At 72.1% G+C, this 21,990-nt stretch carries 21 protein-coding genes and 1 tRNA gene; 7 read left to right on the top strand and 15 right to left on the bottom strand.

Annotation, left to right across the window (positions count from 1 at the left end):
* Window positions 1-189: 189 nt before the first annotated feature.
* The 4 genes from ehuA to ehuB are packed head-to-tail and all read right to left on the bottom strand — an operon-like array spanning window position 190 to window position 3,254.
* Window positions 190-975, bottom strand: a complete 786-nt coding sequence (gene ehuA / locus ACH4G3_RS09635) for an ectoine/hydroxyectoine ABC transporter ATP-binding protein EhuA (RefSeq protein ID WP_397623945.1) — start codon at window positions 973-975, stop codon at window positions 190-192.
* Window positions 965-1,615 carry an ectoine/hydroxyectoine ABC transporter permease subunit EhuD gene (gene ehuD, locus ACH4G3_RS09630; protein WP_307175393.1) on the bottom strand — a complete coding sequence of 217 codons (651 nt, stop codon included), beginning with the start codon at window positions 1,613-1,615 and terminating at the stop codon, window positions 965-967. The genes ehuA and ehuD overlap by 11 nt, the downstream gene beginning before the upstream one ends.
* Window positions 1,612-2,328 (bottom strand): ectoine/hydroxyectoine ABC transporter permease subunit EhuC, encoded by a 717-nt coding sequence (ehuC, locus tag ACH4G3_RS09625; protein ID WP_397623944.1) that lies wholly within the window; start codon window positions 2,326-2,328, stop codon window positions 1,612-1,614. The genes ehuD and ehuC overlap by 4 nt, the downstream gene beginning before the upstream one ends.
* Window positions 2,325-3,254: an ectoine/hydroxyectoine ABC transporter substrate-binding protein EhuB gene (gene ehuB, locus ACH4G3_RS09620; protein ID WP_397623943.1), complete on the bottom strand. Its 930-nt coding sequence runs from the start codon at window positions 3,252-3,254 to the stop codon at window positions 2,325-2,327. Before ehuB ends, ehuC begins: the two co-directional genes overlap by 4 nt.
* 107 nt (window positions 3,255-3,361) lie before the next feature.
* Between ehuB and ACH4G3_RS09615 the strand changes: the two genes are divergently transcribed.
* Window positions 3,362-3,856 (top strand): DUF3830 family protein, encoded by a 495-nt coding sequence (locus ACH4G3_RS09615; RefSeq protein ID WP_397623942.1) that lies wholly within the window; start codon window positions 3,362-3,364, stop codon window positions 3,854-3,856.
* Here the strand turns inward: ACH4G3_RS09615 and ACH4G3_RS09610 are convergent.
* Window positions 3,837-5,246: an amidase gene (locus ACH4G3_RS09610; RefSeq protein WP_397623941.1), complete on the bottom strand. Its 1,410-nt coding sequence runs from the start codon at window positions 5,244-5,246 to the stop codon at window positions 3,837-3,839. The two genes, ACH4G3_RS09615 and ACH4G3_RS09610, sit on opposite strands and share 20 nt — an antisense overlap.
* Window positions 5,247-5,263: 17 nt before the next feature.
* A complete protein-coding gene (locus ACH4G3_RS09605) occupies window positions 5,264-6,211 on the bottom strand; it encodes a D-2-hydroxyacid dehydrogenase (RefSeq protein ID WP_397623940.1) in 948 nt (315 codons plus the stop codon).
* Window positions 6,212-6,409: 198 nt separating this feature from the next.
* Between ACH4G3_RS09605 and ACH4G3_RS09600 the strand changes: the two genes are divergently transcribed.
* From ACH4G3_RS09600 to ACH4G3_RS09585, 4 genes are all read left to right on the top strand, one after another.
* The gene (locus ACH4G3_RS09600; RefSeq protein ID WP_020271395.1) at window positions 6,410-7,225 is read left to right on the top strand and encodes a maleate cis-trans isomerase family protein; all 816 of its coding nucleotides are present in this window, start codon (window positions 6,410-6,412) and stop codon (window positions 7,223-7,225) included.
* On the top strand, window positions 7,222-7,953 hold the full coding sequence (locus ACH4G3_RS09595; protein ID WP_397623939.1) for a maleate cis-trans isomerase family protein: 732 nt from the start codon (window positions 7,222-7,224) through the stop codon (window positions 7,951-7,953). The genes ACH4G3_RS09600 and ACH4G3_RS09595 overlap by 4 nt, the downstream gene beginning before the upstream one ends.
* A 221-nt stretch (window positions 7,954-8,174) precedes the next feature.
* The gene (locus ACH4G3_RS09590; protein WP_397623938.1) at window positions 8,175-8,444 is read left to right on the top strand and encodes a hypothetical protein; all 270 of its coding nucleotides are present in this window, start codon (window positions 8,175-8,177) and stop codon (window positions 8,442-8,444) included.
* 105 nt (window positions 8,445-8,549) lie between these two features.
* Entirely contained in the window at window positions 8,550-9,641 is a 1,092-nt protein-coding gene (locus tag ACH4G3_RS09585) for an LLM class flavin-dependent oxidoreductase (RefSeq protein WP_397623937.1), read from the top strand.
* On the opposite strand, the gene ACH4G3_RS09580 is transcribed toward ACH4G3_RS09585, so the two are convergent.
* The gene (locus ACH4G3_RS09580) at window positions 9,617-11,479 is read right to left on the bottom strand and encodes a putative bifunctional diguanylate cyclase/phosphodiesterase (RefSeq protein ID WP_397623936.1); all 1,863 of its coding nucleotides are present in this window, start codon (window positions 11,477-11,479) and stop codon (window positions 9,617-9,619) included. The two genes, ACH4G3_RS09585 and ACH4G3_RS09580, sit on opposite strands and share 25 nt — an antisense overlap.
* Window positions 11,480-11,786: 307 nt before the next feature.
* On the opposite strand from ACH4G3_RS09580, the gene ACH4G3_RS09575 reads away from it, so the two are divergent.
* Window positions 11,787-13,052 (top strand): M6 family metalloprotease domain-containing protein, encoded by a 1,266-nt coding sequence (locus tag ACH4G3_RS09575; RefSeq protein WP_397623935.1) that lies wholly within the window; start codon window positions 11,787-11,789, stop codon window positions 13,050-13,052.
* Between the two features lie 61 nt (window positions 13,053-13,113).
* On the opposite strand, the gene ACH4G3_RS09570 is transcribed toward ACH4G3_RS09575, so the two are convergent.
* The 7 genes from ACH4G3_RS09570 to ACH4G3_RS09540 form a co-directional block, all read right to left on the bottom strand.
* Window positions 13,114-13,187 (bottom strand) — tRNA-Lys (locus tag ACH4G3_RS09570).
* Window positions 13,178-13,777: a bifunctional DNA primase/polymerase gene (locus tag ACH4G3_RS09565; protein WP_397623934.1), complete on the bottom strand. Its 600-nt coding sequence runs from the start codon at window positions 13,775-13,777 to the stop codon at window positions 13,178-13,180. The genes ACH4G3_RS09570 and ACH4G3_RS09565 overlap by 10 nt, the downstream gene beginning before the upstream one ends.
* 136 nt (window positions 13,778-13,913) lie before the next feature.
* Window positions 13,914-14,282, bottom strand: a complete 369-nt coding sequence (locus tag ACH4G3_RS09560) for a hypothetical protein (RefSeq protein ID WP_020271403.1) — start codon at window positions 14,280-14,282, stop codon at window positions 13,914-13,916.
* Between the two features lie 277 nt (window positions 14,283-14,559).
* Complete coding sequence (locus ACH4G3_RS09555) at window positions 14,560-15,894, bottom strand: AAA domain-containing protein (protein ID WP_397623933.1); 1,335 nt, start codon at window positions 15,892-15,894, stop codon at window positions 14,560-14,562.
* Window positions 15,891-17,483 (bottom strand): hypothetical protein, encoded by a 1,593-nt coding sequence (locus ACH4G3_RS09550; protein ID WP_397623932.1) that lies wholly within the window; start codon window positions 17,481-17,483, stop codon window positions 15,891-15,893. Before ACH4G3_RS09550 ends, ACH4G3_RS09555 begins: the two co-directional genes overlap by 4 nt.
* Window positions 17,474-18,595: a hypothetical protein gene (locus tag ACH4G3_RS09545; protein WP_397623931.1), complete on the bottom strand. Its 1,122-nt coding sequence runs from the start codon at window positions 18,593-18,595 to the stop codon at window positions 17,474-17,476. Before ACH4G3_RS09545 ends, ACH4G3_RS09550 begins: the two co-directional genes overlap by 10 nt.
* On the bottom strand, window positions 18,546-19,499 hold the full coding sequence (locus tag ACH4G3_RS09540; protein WP_397623930.1) for a phosphatase PAP2 family protein: 954 nt from the start codon (window positions 19,497-19,499) through the stop codon (window positions 18,546-18,548). Before ACH4G3_RS09540 ends, ACH4G3_RS09545 begins: the two co-directional genes overlap by 50 nt.
* A gap of 191 nt (window positions 19,500-19,690) precedes the next feature.
* On the opposite strand from ACH4G3_RS09540, the gene ACH4G3_RS09535 reads away from it, so the two are divergent.
* Window positions 19,691-20,287 (top strand): histidine phosphatase family protein, encoded by a 597-nt coding sequence (locus ACH4G3_RS09535; RefSeq protein WP_397617734.1) that lies wholly within the window; start codon window positions 19,691-19,693, stop codon window positions 20,285-20,287.
* 6 nt (window positions 20,288-20,293) lie between these two features.
* Here the strand turns inward: ACH4G3_RS09535 and ACH4G3_RS09530 are convergent, their stop codons facing one another.
* Complete coding sequence (locus tag ACH4G3_RS09530; RefSeq protein ID WP_397623929.1) at window positions 20,294-21,745, bottom strand: NsdA family TPR-like regulatory protein; 1,452 nt, start codon at window positions 21,743-21,745, stop codon at window positions 20,294-20,296.
* Window positions 21,746-21,990 lie beyond the last annotated feature (245 nt).

Genomic DNA, 21,990 nt, shown 5'->3' with positions numbered 1-21,990 from the left:
CCCTGCGCTTGCTGTTGGGCCGTGGATCCGGACAGCGATTCCCCTCCACGATAACCGGCAAAGGGCCTGCGGAGAGCGGGGGTTGACAAGATTCCCGGGCCCCCGGACTGGGGCATCGATCCCCTGGCATATGCCAGGAGCATGCCCCAGTCGCCGGGCCCGGACGTTCCGCCTGGTCACCCGGTGTAGTCAGAGGACCGCGCTGAGGAACTCCCGCGTGCGGTCGTGCTCCGGCTCGCTGAAGATCTTCTCCGGCGGGCCCGACTCGATGACCCGGCCCGAGTCGAACATGAGTACCTGGTCGGAGATGTCCCGGGCGAAGTTCATCTCGTGGGTCACACAGAGCATGGTGATGTCCGTGGAACGGGCGATGTCCCGCAGCACGTCGAGGACGCCCGCGACCAGCTCCGGGTCGAGCGCGGAGGTCACCTCGTCCAGGAGCAGCACCTGCGGCCGCATCGCCAGCGCCCGGGCGATCGCCACCCGCTGCTGCTGCCCGCCGGACAGCTGCGCCGGGTGCGCGTCGCACTTGTCGGACAGGCCCACCATCTCCAGCAGGCCCTTGGCCCGCTCCACGGCCTCGTCCTTCGACATGCCGAGGACGGTGACCGGTGCCTCGGTGATGTTCCGCAGCACCGACATGTTGGGGAACAGGTTGAACTGCTGGAAGACCATCCCGATCTTCTTGCGGACCTCCCGGACCTCCTTGTCGGAGGCCGGGAACAGCTTCTGCCCGTCGACCGTGATCGTGCCCTCGTCGGGCTTGAGCAGGGTCATCAGCAGCCGCAGGATCGTGGTCTTGCCGGACCCGGACGGTCCGATCAGGGTGACGTGCTTGCCGGCGTCGACCGAGAAGTCCAGGTGGTCCAGGACGGTGTTGCTCCCGAACCGCTTGGTGACCTGCTCCAGCCGGATCAGCTCGCCGGTACTCCTGGCGGGGTTCTTCTCGGGGTTGGGGAGAGTGTCAGTGGGCAAGGCGTCGCTCCAGGGCTCGCATGAGAAGGGAGGCCAGATAGGAGATGAGGATGAAGGCCACGCCGATCACGGTGAGCGGCTCGGTGAACTGGAAGTGCTCCTGCGAGTACAGACGCGCCTGGCCGAGCAGCTCCAGCACGGTGATCGCCATCACCATCGGGGTGTCCTTGAGCATCGAGATGACGTAGTTGCCGAGCGCGGGGACGACCCGGCGCACCGCCTGCGGAAGGATCACCGCGGTCCACGTCCGGCGCAGCGGCAGGTTCAGTGCCGTCGCCGCCTCCCACTGGCCGACCGGCACGGCCTCGATACCGGCGCGGTAGACCTGCATGGTGTACGTCGAGTAGTGCAGCCCGATGGCGAAGACACCGGTGGCCAGCGCCGAGAAGGTCAGGCCCCACTCGGGCAGCACGTAGAAGAGGAAGAACAGCTGCACCAGCAGCGGGGTGTTGCGGACGAACTCCGTGACCACGCCGAGCGGCCAGGTCACCCATCGCGAGGGCACCCGCATGAGCAGCGCCCACACCAGGCCCAGGGCGAACGAGATCAGCGAACCGAGGGCCAGGATCTGCAGGGTGACCAGCAGACCCTCCCAGAACTGCGGCATGAAGCCGCTGACTGCGCTCCAGTCCCACTTCACGCGACAGCACCTCCCACACCGGTCGTCTCCGGCCGGCTCAGTTCCTGGTCGGCCGTCGACCCGACCGGCTTGCCCGTGCCGGCCTTGAGCTTGCGCTCCAGGCCGCGCATGCCGCGGGTCAGCAGGAAGGCGATGGCGAAGTAGATCAGCAGCACGATCGTGTAGATCTCCGCGCTCTCCTGGAGCGCCAGACGCACCAGGTTGCCGCTGAAGGCCAGGTCACCCATACCCATGATCGACACCAGGGCGGTGCCCTTGAGCAGCTCGATGAGCAGGTTGGAGAACGGCGGGATCATCTCCGGCACCGCCTGCGGCAGCAGGATCAGCCGCATCCGCTGCCAGGGCGTGAAGCTGAGCGCGATCCCGCCCTCTTTCTGCGCCGGGTCGACCGCGTTCAGCGCGCCGCGCACGATCTCGGAGCCGTACGCCCCGAAGGTCAGGCCGAGTGCGAGGGAGCCGGCCCACAGCGGCACGAGCTGCCAGCCGAAGGAGATCGGCAGCACGAAGTACACCCAGAAGATCATCACCAGGGCCGAGGTCCCGCGGAACACCTCGGTGTAGACGCCCGCGAGGAAGCGGACGATCCACAGCCGGTGGGTGCGCAGGACACCGACGACGAAGGAGACCGCCGTGGCCAGCAGCGCGCTGCACACGAGCAGCTGGATCGTGACCCAGACGCCCTTGAGTACGAGTTCCCAGAGTCCTGAGGTCATCCGCCGCAGAGCTCCTTCGCGGTCAGATCCGTCATCTCCGCCTCCGTGAATCCGAAGGGCTTGAGGATGCGGAACAGTTCGCCGCTCTTCTTGAGCTTGTGCAGCTCGACGTTGAAGGCGTCCCGCAGCTTGGTCTCGGTCGGCCGGAACGCGAAGGCGCCGCCGTCGACGTGCGGTTTGCCGTCCACGATCGGCTTGAACGGCTCGGTGGCCTCCGCCTTGGCGGACTTCTTCACGACCTCGCGCACGGTGAGCGCCGTACCGGCGAACACGTCCACGCGGCCCGCCTCGACGGCGTTCAGCCCCGCCACCTGGTCCGGGACGATGAGGATGTCGCTCTCCTTGTACCCCGCGTCGACGGCGTACTGGATCTCGGCGTATCCGGTCCCGGTGGCGAACTTCGCCTTCTTCTCGACGATGTCCTTGTAGCTGCGCAGCCCCTTGGGGTTGCCCTTGCGGACGATGAACGAGTCGAGCATCTGGTAGTCGGGGTCGGAGAAGATGACCTGCTCGCAGCGCTCGGGGTTGACGTACATCCCGGCGGCCACGACGTCGAACTGCTGGGAGTTCAGGCCCGGGATGAGCGAGCCGAACTCGGTCGGCACGGGCTGTACCCGGTCTACGCCGAGACGCTTGAAGATCACCTTGGCCAGTTCCGGTGCCTCACCGGTCAGCTCGCCGTTCGTGTCGATGAAGCCGAACGGGATCTCACCGGCGATGCCGAGCCGGACGACGCCCGCCGCCCGGAGCCGGCCGAGCAGGTCACCGCCCTCGGTGCTCGACGCCGTGGCCACGCGGCTGCATCCGGCGGCGCCCAGCGCGCCGAGCGCCGCGACCCCCGCGAGCAGCGACCGGCGTGTGGGCCTGGAGGCGGCCTGGGATATGGGTTCCGGACTTCTCAGTGGGCTTCTCTGTGGTGGAGCCATGGGCGCGCGGCTACCCGACCGCATCCGGGTTATGCCGATCTTTTCAAGCCCCGCACGTCTCCCGGTGCGCCCTTGACCGCGGGGGCGGCGGGCACTCCCATGGAGGCATGGCTGATCGCTATATCGAAGTCTCGCTGGTCAAGCGCGACGTGACCTGCAGGGCCAGGCTCCTGGACGACCGCGCGCCGATCACCTGCGCGGCCGTCTGGGACGCCCTTCCGCTGGCCGGCGACGTCTACCACGCGAAGTACGCCCGCAACGAGATCTACGCCCTTTTCCCGCCCTTCGCCGAAACCGAACCACCCCTGGAAAACCCGACCGTCACTCCCATTCCGGGCGACCTGTGCTATTTCGCCTTCGCGGGCGCGGAGCTGGGGACCAAGGCCTATGGCTACGACCGCGAGGTCCGCGCCGGGACCACGCTCGTCGACCTGGCCCTGTTCTACGAGCGCAACAACCTGCTGCTGAACGGCGATGTCGGCTGGGTCCCCGGCACCGTCTGGGGCCAGATCGTCGAGGGCCTGGACACCATGGCCGAGGCGTGCAACGACCTGTGGAGGTCGGGAGCGGCGGGGGAGACGCTCAGCTTCCGGAGGGCCTGAGCCGGCCGGCGGACGCCACGCCGGCCTCGTACAACGCGTGGGCCGCCCGCAGCACCAGATCGTCCCGGTGCCGGGCGGCCACGAGCTGGAGTCCGATCGGCAGGCCGTCCCCGTCGGCGCCGACCGGCACGCTCGCCGCGGGCTGCTGCGTCATGTTGAACGGGTACGTGAACGGCGTCCACCCCGTCCAGCGCCGATGGCCGGATCCCTTCGGTACCTCCGCGCCCGCCTCGAACGCCGTGATCGGCAGGGTCGGCGTGACGAGCAGATCGTAGGTGTCGTGGAAGCGGCCCATCCGGCGCCCCAGGTCCATCCGGACGTCCACCGCGGCCAGATAGTCCAGCGCCGAGTAGCGGGCGCCCTGTGTGCAGATCTCGCGCAGACCCGGGTCCAGCAGTTCCCGCTGCTTCGGTCCCAGGTGCTCGGTCACCCGGGCCGCCCCGCTGAACCACAGCGTGTGGAAGGCCTCCACCGGTTCGGTGAGGTCCGGGTCGGTCTCCGTGACGTAGGCGCCGAGTTCCGCCAGCCGCTCCACGGCCCGCCGCACCGCCCTCGCGACGTCCGGGCGTACCGCCACCTGCCCGCCCAGTGACGGCGAGTAGGCCACGCGCAGCCCGCGCACCCCGCCCGTCAGGCCGTCCGTGTACGCACCGGGCGGCGGGGCGAGCGCCGACCAGTCACGCGAGTCGGGGTGGCCGATGACGTCCATCAGCAGCGCCGCGTCCGCCGCGTCCCGGGTCATCGGCCCGACGTGCGCCAGCGTGCCGAACGCGCTCGCCGGGTAGAGCGGCACCCGCCCGTACGTCGGCTTCAATGCGAAGATTCCGCAGAACGACGCCGGGATACGGACACTGCCGCCGCCGTCCGTGCCCAGCGACAGCGGTCCCGCGCCGAGCGCCACGGCCGCCGCACTGCCCCCGCTCGATCCGCCGGCGGTGCGCGACGGGTCGTACGGGTTGCGCGTCACCCCGCTCAGCGGGGAGTCCGTGACGCCCTTCCAGCCGTACTCGGGGGTCGTCGTCTTGCCGATGAAGACCGCCCCGTGCTCCCGCAGCCGGGCCACGGACGGGGCGTCCTCGTCCCAGCGCCCCGCCGGATCCACGGCCTTCGACCCGCGCAGGGTCGGCGCGCCGCGCAGCAGCAGGATGTCCTTGACCGTGACCGGCACCCCGTCCAGCAGCCCCCGGGGCTCACCGCGCCGCCATCGCTCCTCCGACTCCCGGGCCCGGGCCAGCGCGTCCTCGGCGGTCAGCCGGACGAAGGCGTTCACCTCCGGCTGGATGGCCTCGGCCCGCTCCAGCGCCGCGCGGGTCGCCTCCACAGGGCTCCACTCGCCCTTGCGGTAGCCGTCGAGGAGCCGTACGGCGGTCAGCTCGGTGAGCTCGGTCATGCACCCTCCAAGGAACGTCAGTGTCCGGGTACATACCCGCGCTGTTTGTCGACCACGTTCTCCAGCGGCTTTCCGGCCGCCCAGAGCTCGTACAGCTCCACGAACTGGGCGCCGAGCTCGTCCCGCCAGCCGACGACGTCGCCGCTCATGTGCGGGGACACGATCAGGCCCGGGACCTGCCACAAGGGGCTGTCGGGGGTCAGCGGCTCGGACTCGAAGACGTCCAGGGCGGCGCCCGCGATCCAGTGCTTGGCCAGGGCCTCGGCGAGCGCGTCCTCGACGACCAGCTGGCCGCGACCGATGTTGACGAACCGGGCGGAGGGCTGCATCACGCCGAAGCGGCGGGCGTCGAACATGCCGTGCGTCTGCTCCGTGAGCGGCGCCGCGGCGATCACCCAGTCGGCGCGCGCCAGCAGCCGGTCGAGGTCCTCCGGGCCGTGCACGCCGGGGCGCGGGGCGCGGCCCACGAGCGCCGTCGTGATGTCCAGCGCCTCCAGCGTGCGGGCGATCGCCCGGCCGATCGGACCGGTGCCGACCACGACGGCCCGGCTCCCGGCGACCTTCTGCGACTCACGGTGCCGCCAGGTCCGCTCCCGCTGCAGCTCCAGCGTGCGCGGCAGGTCCTTGGCCATCGCCAGCACGAGCGCGGCGACGTACTCGGCGATCGGCTGGTCGAAGATGCCGCGCGCGTTCGTCACCACCGTGTCGGAGGCGGCGAGTTCCGGGCACATCAGATGGTCCACACCGGCGCTCGCCGTATGCACCCAGCGTGGCCGTGGGCCCTCGCCGGGCCAGGCGTCCCGCACGGCGCGCGAGGTGAAATCCCACACCAGGAGTACGTCCGCACGCGGGAGGCGTGCGGCGAGCCCCTCCGCGTCGGTGTGTTCGATACGGGCGTGGCCGGTGAGGCGGCCGAGGCGGGGGAGGGGCTCGGCGTCCAGGACGAGCAGGGTGGGGGTGGGCATGAGCAGCCGTTTCTCCAGCCGTGCGGCGGGGGCGGCCTGCCTTCGCAAGGCGGCCGGTGACGACGAGTTAACACGGTGTTGACCAAGGAATGATCCGGGCGGATTGACCACGCTCGCACCCGAACCTACCGTCGTCAACACGGGCGTTCCCACGATCCGTTGCACACTCGTTGCCCAGTGTGAGGCCGGTGCCCTGCCATGGACGTCTCATTTCTCGGCGGGCCCAGCCCGCAGCGCGGGGTCGGCGTAGTCGCCCCCTTCGACTTCGCTCTCGACCGCGAGCTGTGGCGGTGGGTGCCGGACGAGGTCTCCCTGCACATGACGCGAACACCGTTCGTGCCGGTCGAGGTCAGCCTCGACCTCGCCCGCATGGTCAGCGAACACCAGACGCTGAGCGAGGCGGTCCGCACGCTCAACGCGATCGCCCCCGAGGTCATCGCCTATGCCTGTACGTCGGGCAGTTTCGTCGGCGGCGTCATGGGCGAGCGCGCGATGTGCGAGGCGATGAGCCGGGCGGGCGCCGTCCCGGCGATCACCACCTCCGGCGGGCTGCTGGAAGCCCTCGTGGAGCTGGACGTCCGGCGGGTGGCGCTGGTGACGCCGTACACGGTGTCGGTGACGCAGTCGCTGGAGGCGTACGTCGCGCAGGCCGGCGTGACGATCTCCGGGTGTGCCTTCATGGGCCTGACCCGGCACATCTGGAAGGTCCCCTACCGGGAGGTGGTGGACATGGCGCGGCAGGCCGTACGCGACGACGCCGACGCCCTCTTCATCAGCTGCACCAACCTGCCCACCTACGACGTCATCCCCCAACTGGAGGCCGAACTGCGGATCCCGGTGATCTCGGCCAACCAAGTGACGATGTGGGCGGCGCTGCGCCGACTGGGTACCCGTGCGGTGGGACCGTATCAAGCGCTGATCAATCCGGAGGCGCGTGCCGGTCTCGGATCGCCGGGGGCGGACCCCGGTCCCGTCGTGCCGGAAGAAGAGCAGCAGCAGGAAGGCTGGACATGACAGCACTGGGATTTCTCTACCCGGGCCACTCCGCAGAGGACGACTATCCGCGCATCGAGCAGTTGCTCGGCAGCGACATCCGGGTGGACCTGGTGCACACCGACATCGGTGAGGACGCGCACCGGGTGGACGCGCTGCTGGAGATGGGCTCGGCCGGGCGACTCGCGGCGGGCGTCCAGGAGCTGCGGCACGCCGGCGCGGACGCCGTGGTGTGGGCCTGCACCAGCGGCAGCTTCGTCTACGGCTGGGACGGCGCCCAGGACCAGGTGCGCACCCTGGCGCAGACCGCGGGCATGCCGGCCTCCTCGACGTCCTTCGCGTTCGTGCACGCGGTACGGGAGCTGGGGGCGCGCCGGGTCGCGATCGGCGCGACGTACCCGGACGACGTGGCCCAGCTGTTCGCCGAGTTCCTGCGGGCTGACGGCGTCGACGTCGTCTCGGTGAAGAGCTCCGGCATCATCACGGCCGCCGAGGTCGGCACCTGGGGCGAGGCGGAACTCCTCGCCCTGGCCCGGCACTCCGACCACCCCGAAGCCGAGGCCCTGCTCCTGCCCGACACGGCCCTGCACACGGCGGCCCACATCCCGGCCCTGGAGAAGGAGCTCGGCAAGCCGGTCCTCACCGCCAACCAGGTCTCGGTCTGGGAAGGCCTCCGCCTGGCGGACCGCCGTGTGAACGCGCCGGAACTGGGCGCCCTGTTCACCAGGGAGCCGCTCGTCCAGGCCTGAGTCCGGGCGCCGTGCCCGCCACCGACGCCCGGAATCGGTCCCACCTCTTCGGTGGGGCAGATCCGGGCATAGGGGGTGAACGAGCCGCCCAGAGGTGAGGAACCTTCAACTCCGCCGTCTCGTGGGGCCCTTGAGTTGACCGAAAGCGCGTTCCCCTTCAGTTGTCCATCCCGTGCACACTGGCCACGTCCGCAGCCAGTCGTGCCGTGAAGGACTCCCCGATGGCCGAAACGGGCCCGTTCAGATCCCCTGTAAGCGCTGTCCGGCTGTCCGGGTGCCTGCTGTGCTGGTGCCTGGCCGCAGCGATGATCACCGCCGCCGTGGACGCCGTCCTCGATCCGCACGTGCGCTGGTGGGGTGCCGTGTGGTCCCTGCCCTGGTGGCTCGCCTGTGGAGCCGCCCTGGCGTGGATCGTGCTCCGCGTCCGCGAGAAGGCCGCCCGGCGGCCTCCGTCCGGCGGAGTGCAGCGCGACTGGGAGCGGGCCGCCTGAGATCCATCAGAAGGGCCCCGGCGGCACTTCCCGGGAATAACCGGAGACAGTCCCCTGTTAAGGCCGGAACGACAGCACACGGCCCACAGCAGGAGGCACCCCACCGTGGCGGCAGACGAGATACGCGGCGCAGCGCAGGGCAGCGCCCCCGTCCCCCTCTCCGTACTGGACCTGGTCACCGTCGGGGCCGGCCGCACCGCCTCCGACGCGCTGCGCACCAGCGTCGACCTGGCCCGTCTCGCCGAGGACCGCGGCTTCCACCGCTACTGGGTCGCCGAGCACCACTCCATGCCCGGTGTGGCCTCGTCGTCCCCGGCCGTGATCCTGGCCCACCTCGCCGCCCACACCGGCCGCATCCGCCTCGGCTCGGGCGGCGTGATGCTGCCCAACCACGCCCCGCTCGTCATCGCCGAGCAGTTCGGGACCCTGGAGGCCATGGCCCCGGGCCGCATCGACCTCGGGCTCGGCCGCGCGCCGGGTACGGACGGTGCCACGGCCGCCGCCCTGCGCCGCACCGACCGGCTGCGCGAAGGCGCCGACGACTTCCCCGAGCAGCTCGCCGAGCTGACCCGGTTCCTCGACGACGACTTCCCCGACGGGCATCCCTACCGCCGTATCCACGCCGTCCCCGGTCCGATCCAGGCGACCAGCCCCGGCGGCGTCCAGTCCCCGCACCGCCCGCCCGTCTGGCTGCTCGGCTCCTCCGGCTTCAGCGCCCGGCTGGCCGGTGCCCTCGGACTGCCCTTCGCCTTCGCGCACCACTTCTCGGCGCAGAACACCGTCCCGGCCCTGGACCTGTACCGGGAGTCCTTCAAGCCGTCCGCCGTGCTCGACGAGCCCTACGCCCTCATCGGCGTCTCCGCGCTCGCCGCCGACGAGGAGAAGGAGGCCCGCCGCCAGGTGCTGGCCGCCGCCCTCAGCATGGTCCGGCTGCGCACCGGACGCCCCGGCCTCGTGCCCAGCCCCGAAGAGGCGGAGGCCTACGAGTTCAGCCCGATGGAGCGGGACTTCGTCGACTCCTGGAACGCCAACGTCATCCACGGCACCCCGGACGAGGTCCGCTCCGGCCTGGACGACTTGCACAAGCGCACCGGCGCCGACGAGCTGATGATCACGGCCAACGCGCACGGCGGCGACGTACGCGTGCGCTCCTACGAACTCATCGCCGACGCCTACGGGTTGCCGACGCCCGCCTGAACACCCGGCGTGCCCAGCAGCTCGGAGATGCGATCCGGCGGCACCGGACGGGAGTAGAGCCAGCCCTGTCCGGTGTCGCAGCCGATGCGCCGCAGCCGGGTCGCCTGGTCCGAGGTCTCCACGCACTCGGCCGTGACGGTCAGGCCCAGCCGGTGTGCGAGCTGGATCATCGCCTCGACCACGACCTCGTCGGCCGGGTTCGGGCGGGTGGCCGTGTTGTCCCGGTCGTCGTACTGGAACCCGCGGACGAAGGTGCCGTCCAGCTTCAGTACGGACACCGGCAGGCGGCTGAGGTAGGCCAGGTTCGAGTAGCCGGTGCCGAAGTCGTCGATGGCGATGCGCACGCCCATGTCGCTGAGGGCCTTCAGGGCCTGGAGCGGCCGGCCCGCCGAGCCCATCACCGCCGACTCGGTGAGCTCCAGCTGGAGCAGGTGCGGCGCGAGGCCCGTCTCGGCCAGGGTCTCCGCCACGTCGGCGACCAGGTCGGAGTCCCAGACCTGACGCACCGCCACATTCACGCTCACGAAGATCGGCGGTTCGTCGGGGTGGTCCAACTGCCAGCGACGGGCCTGCCGGCACGCCGTCCGCAGCACCCAGCGGCCCAGCGGAACGATCGAGCCGTCCTCCTCGGCAAGTCCGATGAACCGATTCGGCGTCAGTACGCCGAACTGAGGATGATTCCAGCGGATGAGCGCCTCGACCCCGTGCAGCCGGTCGTCCTCCATGCCGACCAGCGGCTGGTACTCCAGCCGGAACTCGCCCCGGTCGATGGCCGGCCGCAGGGTGGAGGCGAGGGCCTGGCGGGTCATGCGGTGGGCGTTGCGCTCCGGGTCGAACAGCGTCCAGCGGGCCTTGCCGTCGGCCTTCGCCCAGTAGAGCGTGGTGTCCGCCGCCTGCATCAGGGCGGTCGGGGTCGTGCCGGCCGCGTGCCGCTCCACCACGCCGATCGACGCCGAGACCGACAGCCGCTGCCCGGAGATGTCGAACGGGTCCTGGATCGCCTCCAGCACCGACTCGGCGAGCTCGGCCAGTTGCTCGGTGCCCGTGGAGTCCTCGACGAACAGCGCGAACTCGTCACCGCCGAGCCGGGCCACCAGCGGGTTGCTGGGCCGGGCCTGCCCGGCCTCGTCCGCGCAGCGCGTGAGGCGCTCGGCGACGGCGGCCAGCAGCCGGTCGCCCACGCGATGGCCCAGGGTGTCGTTGATGGCCTTGAAACCGTCCAGGTCCAGATAGCACAGCCCGACCCGGCCCGTGCCGCTCCGCTCGTACGACTCCGCCTCCAGCGCGGCCGACAGTCGTTCGAAGAACAGCGTGCGGTTGGGCAGCCGGGTCACCGGGTCGTGCATCTGCAAGTGCCGTAGCCGGTCATGGAGTTCGCGGCGGGAGCTGATGTCGGCGACGGACAGCAGGACGGCCCGGTCCTCGGCGGGCAGCGGGGCGACCGTCACCTGCACCCACAGCGAGTGCCCGTCGGGATGTTTGAGGCGGCGGGTGCAGCGCAGCCGGGACTCCCGGCCGCGCAGCACCTCGCGGTACGCGTGCCAGGTGCGGGCGTCGGAGGTGAGGTCGACCAGGTCGGCTGCGACGGCCCCGGCCAGCTCGTCCGGCGCGGTGCCGAGCAGCGCGCCGAGCGAGTCGTTGGCGCTGACGACCATCCCCTCGCGGTCGACGACGGCCATGGCGAGCGGGGCGGCCGTGAAGACGGAGCGGTAGGGCGGATGCGCCCGGGGCTCGGTACGGGGAGACGTGTCGATCTCACTCTCTGTGACGACCGGCCGGTCGAGGTCTGCCGCGGGCGCCGGCCCTTCGGAGGTTCCGCTCACCGCTCGCTCCCGCATGTATTCGATCTCTGTCCGTGCAGGAAAGGTCAGGAAAGTGTGCCGATCATAGAGGCTGGCCCCAGGGCCTTCCAGCCGGTGTCCAGTGTCCCGGGCCAACCCGCCCTTCTGCCAGATCGTTTCTGCTCACGCCTGGACGGCTTCTTCAGGCCCCCGACCAGTTGTGACGTTCTGTGAGTGCTTCGCGGGTGTCGGCGTCCGCGATTCTTCGGCTTCTTCACCCGACTGGTGCAAGCAAACAGGACGCAGTACGACAAATCATCACAGGCTGGGTGCGGTGTCCCGCGAACCGTACCCGGAGGTACCCGTGCCGCGTCAGTTTCCGCGCGCCCGACTGCGCAGCACCGCGGCCGTGTTCACCACCATGTCGGCGCTCGCTGCGACCTCCCTCGGCACCGGCCCGTCGGCCGCCGAACCCGACTCGGCCGCGCCCTGCGCCCTGACCCGCACCGATGCCCACCACTCCGAGGGTCTGGACACCTGGAACGCCGCCTATCCGCGCCCGGCCCGGGCCCTGGACGCGGTCATGGTCTTCCTGTCGTTCCCGGACGCCCATCCGCTGACCACGCCGCAGGAGCTGACCGCCGACCATTTCCCGGCCACCACCCGGTTCTTCGAACGCGCCTCCTACGGCCGCTTCACCCTGCGCCCGCATCCGCTCGGGCACTGGATCCAGATGCCCCAGCCGTCCACGGCGTACGACATACAGCGCGACTGGAGCGCCGCGCACCGGGCCGCGTACCTGCGGGACGCGCTCTCCGTGGCCGATCCGCAGGTCGACTTCTCCCGCTACGACGTCGTGTACTTCGTCGCCGACCCGGACGCGCCCGGTGTGGACTCCGACGCGACCAAGGTGGTCAACCTCACGAGTCCGATGCGGGCCGACGGCACCGATCTGCGCCGGGTTGTCACGGTGTTCGAGCAGCATCCGCCGGACCGGCTCGTTCTCGCCCATGAGACCGGGCATGTGTTCGACCTGCCCGACCTCTACCACCGGCCTGTGGACGGCAAGGGCGACTGGGACACGCACGTCGGCGACTGGGACCTGATGGGCAGCCAGTTCGGACTGGCACCCGACCTGTTCGGCTGGCACAAGTGGAAGCTGGGCTGGCTGGGCCGGCGGCAGGTGCGGTGCGTGCAGGACGCCGGGCCCGCCCGGCTGACCCTGGAGCCGCTGGCGGCCGGGCCGGGGGTGCCGGTGGCGGGTGCGGCGGGGGCGCCGGCCTTCGGTCTCGGGCGGGGCACCAAGCTCGCGGTGCTGCGGACGGGCCGCGACAGTGTGCTCGCCTTCGAGGCGCGCGGGCCGGTGGGCAACGACCTGGCCGCCTGCCGGCAGGGGGTGCTCGTGTACCGGGTGCGGGGCGGGGCGCAGTCCGGGGGCGGGCCGATCGAGGTGATCGACGCCCACCCGGGCACCGAGGCCTGCTGGGAGGACTCGGTCTACCCGCCCCTCGCGGATGCGCCGATCGGCCCCGGGGAGAGCTTCACGGTGCCGGGGGAGGGTGTCCGGGTGGAGGTGGAGGGACGTACGGCGTCCGGGGCCTGGACGGTGAAGATCACGGCGGGCCGTTGAAGGTGCTCCGTCACGGGCACGCAGAAGGCCCCTCGCTCTCGCGAGGGGCCTTTGCCGTCTGTGCGCCGCCAGGGACTCGAACCCCGGACCCGCTGATTAAGAGTCAGCTGCTCTAACCAACTGAGCTAGCGGCGCCTGCTGACGTCGTAGACCTTAGCACCCTGGTCGGCGGGAGGAAAAATCGATATCCGCACGGCCGGACGGGCCGCCCGGACGGCCGCCCACAGCAGTACCTCGGGGCCGGGCAGCCAGGGCTGACGGGTGTCGGGGGCGACGAGCCAGCGGGCGCCGGAGCGGCTGGGGGAGGCGTCGTCCCCCGCCGCCGGGACGGTCACCGCGTCGCCCGTGCCGTGGCACAGCAGGGGCGGGACCCCGCCCGTGCGGCCGGGCTCCCGGGTGTCCCCGCCGTGCTTGCCCCACTCCTCCCACTCCAGCAGTGCCGGCAGCCGCTGGGCCGTGCCGGGCGCGGCGAACAGCAGCATCCGGCCGCGGAACTCCGCGACCGGCCCCGAGCCGGGCCCGTCGTCCCACAGCCGGTCGAGCATCCGCCGCCCGAACGTCGCGGGTGCGCTGACGACGTCGAAGACCGACCCGCAGGGCAGCACGACCGGCGCGGCCGGCCGCTCCTCCCAGAGGGCGAGCGTGCTCCGCGGATACGTTCCTGCCGAAGCGAGCCAGGCGGCCCCGTCCGGGGTGACATAGGAGGCGTTCCATGCGCTGCTCATGGCATCAAGGTCTACCGGCCGTGAACGCGCGGTTCCCGAGGGTTGCGGGAAATCGGGACAGGAGGGGGTGGGAGGGAGTATCTTGCCCGCCTGGCATATGCCAGGTAGATCGAGAAGGGGCGGGATCTCCCCGGTCTCACACCGGGTCGACGGGCCCGAGGCCCTCGCCGCCGCCCCGCATCAGGTCCCGTCCGAACTCCACCATCTTCTTGGCGTAGTCCTCGGTCCACTCGGCCCGCTCGGCGATGTCCGCGGTCGTCAGCCGGTCGAACCGCCGCGGATCGGCCAGCTGCGCCGCCGCGATCGCCTGGAACTCCACCGCCCGGTCCGCCGCGGCCCGGAACGCCAGCGTCAGCTCCGTCGCGCGGGACAGCAGCGCGCGCGGGTCGTCGATCGACTCGAGATCGAAGAAGTGCTCAGGATCGGAGGCCGCCTCCGCGGGCTCGAAGAGCAGGGGCGCGGGGCGTAGCCGCGGTTCGTTCCGACGCGGCGTGGGCTCCGCCATGTCTACTCCTCCTCGTACGTCGCGCTGACCCTCCAGGTGGAGTGGGCCACCGTCCATTGTCTCGCGGGCGCGCAAGTGGGCATCGCGGTAGTGGGTACGGCTGCGACACCCCCCGGCGTTCGTCATGGCTGCCAGGACACGCGATGTTCGGCCAAGTGCCCGAGCACCGCGTGATTCGCCTCCCAGCCATCCGGGCTGTGTTCATCGGCCGCCTCCGGCGGCGTGCCGGCCTCCGGCCGGCGGAGAGTGGCAGGGACGGCGTGTCCGCTGGTGCGGGTCATGGCCGCCACACCACGCGGTGCTCTGCCAGATGCGCCAGCACCGCGTGATTCGCCTCCCAGCCGTCCGGGAACTTCACCACCGTCCCCAGCTGCACCGGCTCCGTCGACGGATAGTCGTCCAGCAGGTCGCCGACCCCTGCCCGGCAGACCACGACGCACGCATGCCGGTGGCGGGAGGCCAGGACGCACAGGCGGCCCGTCTCCAGGTGGAAGGCCGTGGCGTCGGGGCGGCCGGAGAGCGGGTGCAGGACCACGGTGACGTCGTACTCGCGGCCCTGGAGCCGGTTCGCCGTGTCCACGACCACGTCGGTGACGCCGAGGTCGGCCAGGGCGGCACGGACCGCCGCCGCCTGGTCCCGGTGTGCCGTGCCGACGGCGATCCGGTCGGCGGTCAGCGGGGCGGGGTCCGGTGAGCGTTCCGAGGTCGCCGCGCCACCGCGGTCCAGCAGGCGCCGTACGACCGTCGCCACCGCCCGTACCGCCTCCGGGTCCGTGCGCGGGGTGTGCCGCGCGGGCAGCTCCAGCAGGCCCCAGCCGGACTCGGCCGCCTCGTCGATCACCCGGTCCGGGCCCGAACCGTCCGACGGCACGGCGAAGGACAGGCGGCGGTCGTCGTGCCCGGTGCCGCTGCGGAACGGGGTGTAGGGATAGAACGCGTCCGACACCAGCGGTGCGGCCGAGGCCGGGAGCCGCCAGGACACCGGCAGACGGTGCTGGGGCAGGTCGGGGTTGTGCGCGAGCAGGGTCGTCACCGCCGAGGCCGACGGGTCGTAGGTGAGCCCCGCCCACTGCTCGCTGCCCACGACGGCGAACGGGTCCAGCTGCCCCGGGTCGCCCACGAACAGCGCCCGCTCGAACAGCCCCGCCACCGCGAGCAGCGCGTCCGAGCGCATCTGGTACGCCTCGTCGACGATCGCGTACCGCCACGGCTCGTCGGTCTTCACATGCGCCCACTTCGCCGCCGTCGAGATCACCACGGCCAGCCCGGCGAGATCGGCCGCCTTCGCCGACTTGCGGACGTTCTCCAGGCCGTCGAGCGCCTTGTCGTACGGGTCGGCGTCGCTGCTGTGCAGCCGGCCCACCGGCAGCTCCGGGTTCTTCTCGGCGAGCCGCAGGACCAGGTCGTCGACCTGGGCGTTGGTCTGCGCCACCACCATCAGCGGATGGCCGGCCCCGGCCAGCTCCAGGGCCGCGCGGACCACGAGCGTGGACTTGCCGGCGCCGGGCGGGGAGTCGACGACGACACCGCGCGCGGTGCCGTGCAGCGTGTCGTGGAGGATCGCGTCGGTGGCCTGGGCCGCGGCGGCGGAGGGATCGAACAGCGTCGTCACAGCAGGTCCTCCGCGGTCACCGGATCGGCGGCCTCCAGGGTCGCCTCACCGGGCGGCCCGCCGTGCGTCCAGGGTGTCTCCTCCGGGTCGGGCAGCTTCGCGCCGCCCCGCTGCTCGTGCTCGAAGAGCGTGAAGCAGACCCGGTGGCCCTTCTCCGGCACCGACCCCGGCTCGGGCTCCTTGCCGCGGCCCATCTTGTCGAGGATCCGCAGCACGACGTACGCGCCGTCCTCCTCGGCCCCGGCGAACTCCGCCGACTGCGGCTTCCCGCCCAGCGACCGGTACACCTTCGTCCGCTCCCCGAGATGGGGCCGGTCGTCCGTGCGGACCGTGACCAGGGGGCGCGGGCTGGGCCGCTTGCCCTCGCTGTACGCCATCACGACGTCGGTGACCTCACCCGCGAACGCCTCGCCGGACAGCCGCCGCCCGGCCATGACCAGCGGGTCGTCGAGGGCCTCCTGCGCCTCCAGCCGGGCCTGCTCGCGCTCGCGTGTGGCCAGCTTGTTCGCCGCGGTGACCGCGTCGTCGCGGCGCGGCTGCGGGGGTTCGCCGGCCAGGACCCGGTCGCGGTGGCCGGTGAAGGACCAGCGGTCGCGGGTCCACCGCTCCTCGACATGCGCCCCTTCGGGCAGCTCCCGCAGCAGGTCGAGGCCCTGCCAGACCTTCTCCCAGGTGGGCAGGGTGCGGCTGAGCACCAGGTCCCGGATCTCCCGCTCGGCGGCGGTCAGCGCACCGAGCCGGTCGTCGGCCTCCAGGCCGTCCTCGGCGGCGGCCAGGGCCGTGCGGGCACGGTCGTAGCGCTCGATGGCCGGGGCGAGCAGCTTGTTGTCGAACGCCGGGTCGGTGGCGGGACCGGCCGGGGGACACGTCAGCTGGCCCTGCGCGTCCCGCTCCAGCTCGGCCCGCAGCGCCGCCTCGGCGCCGGGCAGGCCCTCCGGCGGGTCGATCCAGGCGAGCAGCGCCCCAAGGTGCTGGTCCTCCAGCGTGGACTGCCCGGTCGCCCAGTGCCGGCCCAGTACGTCGGTCATGGCCAGCAGCAGCGAGGAGCCCGGCACCCGGGCCCGCTCCCCGAAGTGCGTCAGCCACCGCCCGAGCAGCGGCACCCGGGGCGGCGCCGGATACGGAGCCTCCGGGTCCTGCTCGGCCGTCCGCCGGAAGCGCATGGATCGCCCGAGCAGCCGCACCAGGTCGATGCCCGCCCGGCTCGGCACGATCAGCTGCGGCGCGTCCGCGCACAGGTCGACCTCGACCTTGACCCGCTTGCCGGTCTCCGGGTCGCTCTCGGTGCGCTCGGCTGCCTCCACGACCTCGGCGTACGCGTCGACGTACGGCAGCACCACGTCGGCCAGTTCGGCCAGGAAGGCGAACCTGAGGTCGCGGTCGCGGGGCTGCGGGACGACCAGCAGACGCGGCGCGTCCCGGTCGGTGCCGACCAGCGCGCCGAGCGGGGCGCCGGCCTCACCGGCGGTGGTGAGCGGCACGAACACCAGCGGGTGGCCGGACAGGTGCCGGTGCCGGACCGTCGCGGCGGGCTGGGCACGGCCCGTGCTGACGGCTTCGAGCCGGGCCAGGGTGGAGATCAGCGACACGCCGCCTCCAGTGCCTCGGCACGCAGGGCCGCCGCCCGCCTGAGTGCCGCCACCGCCGGATCGGCGGGGTCGCCCGCCTCGCCGCGGGCCGCCGCGAGGACGTCCGCCACGGTCGTCAGCCCGCCCAGCTCCGCCCGCACCGGCCGCCCGAGCGAGGTCACCGCGCCCGTCTCACGGGAGCGGGCCCGGCAGTGGAAGGCCAGCTCGCACGCGGACAGGCACTCCGGCGCGTACGTCGCCGGGACCGACTCGACGGCGGCCGTCAGTTCGTCGGCGGGCAGCTCGGGGGAGAAACACGTGCCCTCGGGGAGCGTCTCGGCGATGTCCTCGATGCGGGTCAGCCGGGTCAGCTGGCGGGCCGTCACCGCGCGCTGCTTGCGGATGTCCACGGCGGACGCGGCCGGCAGGTTGGAGAAGTCCCTGGGGCAGACGAGCAGGATCCGGTGCCGCACGTGCGGGGACGGATCCAGACGGGCCGCGACCTCCTCCAGCGCCAGCACGTACACCGCCGCCTGCCGGGCCGCCGCCCCGACCTTCGCCGGGTCCGCCGAACCGTCCAGCAGCGGAAACGACTTGATCTCGACCACGGTCCAGCTGCCGTCCGGATGCACCACCACGGCATCCGGCTCCAGGAACGCGGGGGAGCCCGCGACGTCGAGCGCGAGCATCGGGTGGTCGAGCAGCGTCCACGCGCCCGGGTGCGATGTGGCCTCCCGCAGCTCCAGCGCCGTACGGGCCGTGCGCCCCTGGGGGCCGGTCGCGGTCAGGTCGGGCACGCGCGCCTCGGCGGGCGGTTCGGCGGAACGGTCGAGCTTCTCGTGCACGAGCCGCAGCAGCTCCGCGCCGCCGTCGGCCTTGACCTTCGCCTCGAAGGCGTTGCCCCGCGTGAGCGCGAACTGGGACTGCCCGAAGGCCGACGGCGAGCCCAGCGCGCTCGCCAGCGCCGCCTTGTTCACCCCGGCCCCGTCGAGGATCGCTCTGCGCGCACAACCGGGGTTGGCGGCCAGCGCCGCCAACGCGCGCGCGTCCAGGGCCTTCGCCGGTACGTCGGGACCGCGCAGCTCAGCGAGCCGGTGCCGGAGCGCCGTCCCCCGCGTCCTTGGGGGAGGCACTCGGCTCGGCTCCCGCTCCGAGCCGCGACTCGCGCTGCCGTGGAATTCGCTCACCCGCGGAAGTCTGGCATCCGGCACTGACAATCGGGGAACCCGCGGCGGAAGATGCCGCCGTGACCGGTGCGACCCGCGGCACGAAACGCGCCCTGACCCGGTCCGCCGCGCGCATCACGACCGGGGCCAGCAGCAGCCCGACGCCCATGACGGCCGCGCCCGCGACCGCGTCGAGGAAGTAGTGGTTGGCGGTGCCCATCACCACGATGGTCGTGATCAGCGGGTAGGCGACTCCTGCGATCTTCGCCGCGCGCGTACCGCCGTGGCGCCACAGCATCACTCCGCACCACAGGGCCCAGCCCACGTGCAGACTCGGCATCGCCGCGTACTGGTTGGTCATGCCCCCCATGCCCCGCGGGGCACTTGCCGCGCCGCCCCACCAGCCGTACGAGCTGTACTGGGCCATCGTGTCCACGAAGCCGTGACTCGCGTCGAGGAGCCGGGGCGGGCAGGTCGGCATCAGTGTGAAGCCGACCAGGCCTATGAGGGTGGACGTCATCAGCCACGTGCGCGCGGCGCGGTAGCGCACCGTCCGGGAGCGGAAGAGCCACACGAGGATCGCCGGCGTGACCAGGTAGTGCAGCGACGCGTACCAGAAGTCCGCCGGTATGCCTATCCAGGCCTCGCGGGTGAAGAGGCGGTTGAGCGGGTGCTCGAAGTTGAGATACAGCGCCTTCTCGGCGCGCAGGAGCGCCAGGCCGTTGTCGACCGCACCGGACACGTCGCCCCGGGCGAGGAGCCGGCCCGCCGTGTAGCAGGCGTACACCAGCAGGATCAGCGGCAGCTCCGTCCACCAGCGCAGCCGGAGCGCAGGGGCCGCCTCGGTGCCCGGTGTCTCGGTGTGCGGCATCCGATCGCCCTCCCCCTTCATCTCCACGCGGCGCCCGGCCGGTCGGTCGTGCCACTTTACGGCGTGGGTGCGCGCCCTGGGGGCGCCCTCCGGACCTCAAAGACGCAGAGATCGCCCCCCGGGTTGCCCGGGAACAGGGTGCGCGATGATGGACGAGTTCCGCTTGCGTTTTTCTTCCGGAAAGGTCCCCCATGGCTCCGCGCATCCTCCTGGCCCGCCACGGACAGACCGAGTGGTCCCTGTCCGGCAAGCACACGGGCCGGACCGACGTGCCGCTCCTGGAGGAGGGCCGGCGCGGGGCCAAGCTGCTCGGCGAGCGCCTGCACCGGGCGCCGTACGACGGCCTGCCCGGCGTCGAGGTGCGCACCAGCCCGCTGGCACGCGCGCGTGAGACCTGCGAACTGGCCGGCTTCGGCGACCGCGCGCGGGCGTGGGACGCGTTGCTGGAATGGGACTACGGGGCGTACGAGGGCATGACCCCGGCGGACATCCAGGCCGTCCGGCCCGGCTGGTTCATCTGGCGCGACGGTGTCCCCGAGGGCGAGACCCTCGCCGGGATCACGGCCCGGGCGGACGAGGTGGTCTCCTGGGCACGCGCCGAGGACCGGGACGTCCTGGTCTTCGCCCACGGGCACATCCTGCGCTCCATCGGGGCGCGGTGGCTGGGCCTGCCGATCGACTTCGCGGCGCGGATACGGCTGAACCCGACCTCGCTGTCGGTGCTGGGGTGGGCTTACGGCGAGCCGGCGATCGAGAGCTGGAACGACTCGGGGCACCTCATGGGCTGAGCCGGTTCACACCACCCTCGGCATCGACGCGTGCCGCTCCAGAAACGCCGACACCCCCGAAGCCCGCCGGTGCGGTGACAACACCCGCGCCGTGGCCGCCAGCATCGTCTGGATCCGGGACGACTGGACCTCCTCCAGCAGATCCAGCACCCGCATCCCCGCCACGGCGGCCTCGTCCGGCCGACCGCCCCGAGCGAGGTCGTCCGCCAGCTCCGCCGTGTACAGCGCGATGTTCCGCGTGAAGTGCGGATCCTGGAGCTCCGCCGCCCGCCGCGCGTGCCGTGCGGCCCGGGGCCAGTCGCCGAGCGTGGACCAGCACTGCGCCTCCAGACCCTCCAGTTCGGCCTCCCCGTAGAAGCTCATCCACTCGGGGTCGTCGTCCGAGGGGCCCCGTTCGAAGAGGGCCTGCGCCCGGGCCAGTGCCTGCTCGCAGCCGACGCGGTCGGCGAGGCCCGCCCAGCCGCCCGCCTCGCGCAGCGCGAGCAGCGACATCAGCCGGGCCGAGCCCACGGGCCGGGCGACGCGCTGCGCGGCCTGGGCGGCCCGGACCGCCTCGCGCGGCCGGCCCGCGTCGCGCGCGAGGAAGGCGGTGTTGCAGAAGGCGTGCGCCTCCAGGCCGGGATCGCCGGTCATCCGGGCGGTCGCCAGCGCCTCCGCGTAGTGGGAGCGGGCGTCGTCGAAGCGTCCCGAGTCGTGGGCCAGCCAGCCCACGGAGATGGCCAGTTCACCGGCGCCCGCGTACAGCCGGTCCGCCGTCGTCTGCCGGGTCGTACCGGCGTCCAGCAGGGCGTAGGCGGCACGCAGCGGGGCCGCCGCGCGGCGGTAGAGGCCGTCGGCCCCGTGCCGGTCGTCGAGCAGCCGGATACGGCGGACGGCTTCTTCCAGGGCACCCGCGTCACTCGCCCCGACGCGGCGCACGGGGCGCTGCGCCGCCGCTGCGTCGAGGGCGAGGCCGACGGGACCCAGCGAGGCGGCGGCCACCGTGGCGCCCCCGCCGGTCATGAATGCGCGACGTAGCACGTCGCTCTCCTCGTAGGTGTCGTGCGGGTGGTGCGGGTCGTACGGGTTCTGCGTTTCATACGGCTCGCACGCCCCGCTGGTCTCACTCGTGGCGTTCGCCGGGCTCGCGGTGCACGTCAGGGGCGCGTTCTCTGTGTCGCGCGCCCGGCGTCCGCGTACCGACGAGCGGGGCGCGAACCCGAGATCGGTGAGCGTGCGGCCAGGGAACATGTGCAGGAACACCCGTTCGTACGCGTAGTTGGGGCAGCGGATCTCGCCCGCCTCGACCCGGCCGATGTACCGCGCGTCACAGCTGACCTGCTCGCCGATCTCCAGAGCGGCCCGGCGGATCACCGCGGCGAACTCGGCCGGCGAGCGCTGTCCGCGCAGCTGCCGGAAGGCGAGGTTGGGCCGCGGTGGCCGGTCGGGTTGAGACGAGGTCACCGTTGACGACGCCATGGCCGGGTCCTCTCGTGCGAACCGTCGAACCATGCCGGGGTAGGGGCGAGTTGTGCGTAATGTCCCGCATGTTCTGCCCCGTGTCCGGCGGGCAAGAACGTACCTGCTGTGCCGGAGTCCTCACGCTGGGTTTGGCTACAAACCGGATATCTCATCCGTGATCTGCCATGAAGTGCCATCCTTTGCGGCTGACTTCCGCCGTAGCCGTTGACGGTCTGCCGCGTTGAACCCTGCGGACCGGGAGG

Source organism: Streptomyces afghaniensis (assembly GCF_044327915.1).
GTDB lineage: Bacteria > Actinomycetota > Actinomycetes > Streptomycetales > Streptomycetaceae > Streptomyces > Streptomyces afghaniensis.
This window is presented reverse-complemented; position numbering and strand designations above follow the sequence as displayed.